Raw genomic sequence first — 4091 nt, 5'->3', positions numbered from 1 at the left:
GATAATATCCCACTTTAAGAATGCCCAAATGACGATGGCGGTAAAAAAGGAAGACATGGCATAAACTTCAGCTTCAACAGCAGAAAACCAAAAACTATCTGTAAAAGTATAAGCCAATGCTCCAATAAATCCAGCACCTATTAAGGTATAGATTTGCTCTTGATTGGGCGCTTCACTTTTCTTAAGCAATAACTTTCTTCCCAATAAGGTGATGGTCCAAAAAAGGAATAAAATAGTGAAAGCCGAAAGCAATGCACTTCCCACGTTCATCCAATAGGCGATTTCAAGCCCATCACCGAGTGCTAAAAAGCTAAACATTCGGTAGATAAGCAAAAAGAAAGGGGCTCCCGGAGGATGGGGAACTTGTAATTTATAGGCTACGGCTATAAATTCTCCCGGATCCCAGAAACTGGCAGTTTCTTCGATGGTGAGCAGATATGTTATAAATGCAATAAAGAAGGCGGTCCAACCTGCAAGATTGTTAACCCTGGCATATTTTAGCATGTTAACTGAATATTTATGAATGGCGAAAATAAAAAAAATATCATGAATTACAGTTGAATTGCTCCATTTTAAAATCGGTTTGTAGACTTGTTAACTAAATACAGGAGACTAAATTGCATTAATTCAAAAAAATTCAAAAAAAAATAAATTTTGTCTGAACAAAATTAATAATTGTAAAAAAGTTTTTATGTAGTAAAAAACAAAAGTAAAAATTTATTTTATACGGTAAAAATATTGTTTTATTGATTTATTTCTTGTTTCGGTTGTTTCAATACTTTTCGTGTTTCGAAATATTTTTAATGTATTTTAAATACAATAAAATGGTTTTTAAATTTTTTTCCTTACCTTTACAATGTCAAGTTTAAACAGCGGGCAAACAGCATTAAAATAGCAAATAAAATTTTTAAGATTATGAAAACTAGGATAGCTAAGAAATTAAGAATCGGAATAGTAGGCACAGGGGGGATTGGAAGAGGCTTAGCAAAATTGATTGCCAGGCGTGAGGATATGGCAATTTCCAAAATCCTGACTAGAAGATCTGGGGAAATCAGTGACTTGGGTGTGAGTCAGAATTTTTTAACTAGTTCAGCAGAAAAATTATTTGACTGCTCTGACTTGGTAGTAGTAAGTACCGGAGATCCGATTTATTCCACAGAAATAATTGATAAAGCATTTGTATATGGCTTGCCAGTAGTAACTATGGATGCAGATACTCAGGTGCTTACAGGTTCTTGGTTGTCTAAAAGAGGTGTGATTACCGAAGCCAATGGTGATCAGCCCGGATGCTTGGCAGCACTTAATAAAGAAGTGATGCAAATGGGTTTTAAGCCTTTGGTTTATGGAAATATAAAAGGGTTTTTAAATAAGAAACCTAGCTTAGAAGACATGTTGTTTTGGGCTCAGAAACAAGGATATAGTCTAAGTTCTGTTACCTCTTTTACAGATGGAACAAAACTTCAAATTGAGCAAGCTTTTATCGCCAATGGCTTGGGTTTAGACATCGTTAAACCTGGCTTAGTAGGGTATGAAACAAGTGATTTTGAAGCTGGAGCTTTTGCATTGGGTGAAATAGCTCAAAAAGAAAACGCTGTCATAAGCGATTACATCATTTCTAAAGAGTCTCCTCCCGGTGTATTCATTACTGCTACCCATCAAGAAGATTTAGCAGAAGAGTTAACTACCTATAAAATGGGTAAGGGACCATTCTATTTGCTTTATAAACCGATGCATTTATGCTTTTTTGAAATCCCTAATAGTATTTTAAATCTGGTGAATCACAATGAAATTTTATTAGATAATGGTGATGTGCCTTCTATCAGTGTGGGGACCATCGCAAAGAAGAAATTGACATCTGGTTCTGTAATAGATAAAGGCATAGGGGGTATGGAAGTGAGAGGAGAAGCGATTAAAATCGCTGATTGTCCCAATCATGTTCCTATAGGTTTGATGAGTAAGGTTCAATTAAAAAGAAATATTGAAGAAGGAGAAATAATTACTTTTAATGATATAGATATACCGGATTCTTTGGCGTTGAAGGCTTGGAGAAGTACACTTTCTGAGGTAGTAACAAAAAATCGTTTAGGTATAAAGGTAAGCTGTTAATTTTTTTATCTTATTGCTGTTTACAGATCCATCGATTGAAGTCACCTCTAAAGTGATTTTGGTTTGTGGGTCTGTTTTTTTATGCTCTTTTTTAAATTATTTCACTCTTTTTTTTTGATTTAAATCAATAGGGCTTTGTTTTTTGAATTGGGGCAAATATTTTTTTAGTTTTTCGAAATTAATTATTGTCAAATAGCGTTTAAGGTATACAAAAATCAATTTGATTGAAAAAAATCTTAATGAAGTATAGACCGATTGTATTTTTCCTAATGCTATTCCTTTATGGGTTTGTTCCAATAAAAGTGCATGCCCAGATGGAGCCTGTAACGGATATAAACAAGAAGGAAGACGGATATCTTTTGCTTGATAAGGGCCTTCAGTTTAGAATTACAGATGCGATTAATAGCATGTATAATTTTGATTTTGAGAAGGCGGAAAGAGGTTTTAAAGTATTGCGCTATACTTACCCTGAACATCCACTTCCTTATTTTCTAATGGGCCTGAGCCAATGGTGGAAAATTGTAATAGCCATCGATAACAAAAGTCATGATGCTTCTATGTTGGGCTATATGGATATGGCCATTGAGAAAGCTGAAGTATTGATAGATGCAGACCCTGAGAATAAGGAAGCGGCTTTTTTTCTAGCAGGTGCTTACGGATTTCAGGGGAGGTTATTCAGTGAAAGGAAAAACTGGACAAGCGCCACTTTTGCAAGTAGAAATGCTTTGAAATACTTGGAGCTAAGTAGAGGGGAAGAAGAGCTCAGCCCGGAATTGTTGTTGGGAGACGCTCTATACAACTATTTCTCTGTTTGGATCCGAGACAATTACCCCTTACTAAAACCCATTATGCTTCTTTTTCCCAAAGGGGATCAGCAATTAGGGTTAAGGCAATTAGAAGAGGTGGCCAAAAGCTCCTTTTATGCAAGGATAGAAGCGCAGTATTTTTTGTTTAGACTATATGCAACGGAAGAGAAAAAACCTTTTAAAGCCTTAGAGATTACAAAGTACTTACATGGCAAATATCCCAACAACCCCTATTTTCATCGACATTTTGCAAGGCAATTGTATGCTGTCGGCAGAGGTCGAGAGGCCAAGGAAGTTTCTTTAGAGATTTTAAAGCGGATAGACGAAAATTGGACAGGGTATGAGGCTACTAGTGGAAGGTATGCTGCTTTTTTTATTGCCCAGAATTATGATCGGATGAGGAATTATGAAAACGCTACACATTATTACTTAAGGACCATTGCTTTTGGGGATGAATTAGGGGCACAAGAAAGCGGTTATTATTTGTTTTCAGCCCTGCAATTGGGGAAAAACTACTATAGGCTCGAAGAGAAAAATAAGGCCAAACTGTATTTTGATTTGGTTAAAGAGAATTCAAAGAGACGACATCCCGCAAATAAAGAAGCCAGAGAATTTTTGAAAAAGAATAAACTTTGATGAGTACTAATTTGTTCATTATTAGTCTAATCGAGTTGAAATACAGGTTTTTTCAGAAATTACAAAAGAGAAAGCGCAATAATTTTAATTTTTTTAGCAATTAAACAACAATATTTCGTCCGCCCTTGCGTTTTTTTCGTAAATGACTTTAAAATAAATATAAATTAGATTACCTTTGTACCACATATAATTCGGTAAATTCTTTACAATATGGATAATAGCATAAAAGTGAAATTTGACAAAATCGACCGTAAAATTTTAGAGATTCTACAAGGCAATGCAAAAATAACAAATGCACAGCTTTCAAAAGATATAGGATTATCTCCGGCACCTACCTTGGAAAGGGTGAAAAAATTGGAGCAGTCAGGAATAATTAAGAGTTACCATGCCAAATTAGATCCAGAAAAAATAGGTCTAGGCGTGAGTACTTTTGTCTTGGTAGGGTTAATTGGTCACAATAAATCAAATATTGATGCCTTCATGAAGGAGATCAATCAAATACCTGAAGTAATCGAATGTCACCATATCACTGGTACAGGAGAT

The 4091-nt window shown here is 35.1% G+C and carries 4 protein-coding genes; 3 read left to right on the top strand and 1 reads right to left on the bottom strand.

Annotated elements, in window-relative coordinates:
• The coding region (locus AAC037_RS20830; protein WP_339905318.1) for a DUF2723 domain-containing protein at positions 1 to 504 on the bottom strand (504 nt) is incomplete at its 3' end.
• 411 nt (positions 505 to 915) lie between these two features.
• On the opposite strand from AAC037_RS20830, the gene AAC037_RS20825 reads away from it, so the two are divergent.
• The 3 genes from AAC037_RS20825 to AAC037_RS20815 all read left to right on the top strand — a co-directional run.
• Positions 916 to 2106: an NAD(P)-dependent oxidoreductase gene (locus AAC037_RS20825; RefSeq protein WP_339905317.1), complete on the top strand. Its 1191-nt coding sequence runs from the start codon at positions 916 to 918 to the stop codon at positions 2104 to 2106.
• A gap of 314 nt (positions 2107 to 2420) precedes the next feature.
• On the top strand, positions 2421 to 3548 hold the full coding sequence (locus AAC037_RS20820; protein ID WP_339905320.1) for a tol-pal system protein YbgF: 1128 nt from the start codon (positions 2421 to 2423) through the stop codon (positions 3546 to 3548).
• Positions 3549 to 3758: 210 nt separating this feature from the next.
• Positions 3759 to 4091 (top strand): Lrp/AsnC family transcriptional regulator (locus AAC037_RS20815; protein ID WP_339905315.1); only part of this gene is annotated, 333 nt, incomplete at its 3' end.

This window comes from uncultured Cyclobacterium sp. (assembly GCF_963976465.1).
In the GTDB taxonomy this organism is placed as follows: Bacteria; Bacteroidota; Bacteroidia; order Cytophagales; family Cyclobacteriaceae; genus Cyclobacterium.
Note: the sequence above shows the minus strand (reverse complement) of the source record. Positions and strands in the feature narration are given on the sequence as shown.

Excerpts from the sequence above, each read along its gene's own strand:
- AAC037_RS20820 (WP_339905320.1), top strand. The coding sequence starts at position 2,421 with ATGGAGCCTGTAACGGATATAAACAAGAAGGAAGACGGATATCTTTTG.
- AAC037_RS20825 (WP_339905317.1), top strand. The coding sequence starts at position 916 with ATGAAAACTAGGATAGCTAAGAAATTAAGAATCGGAATAGTAGGCACA.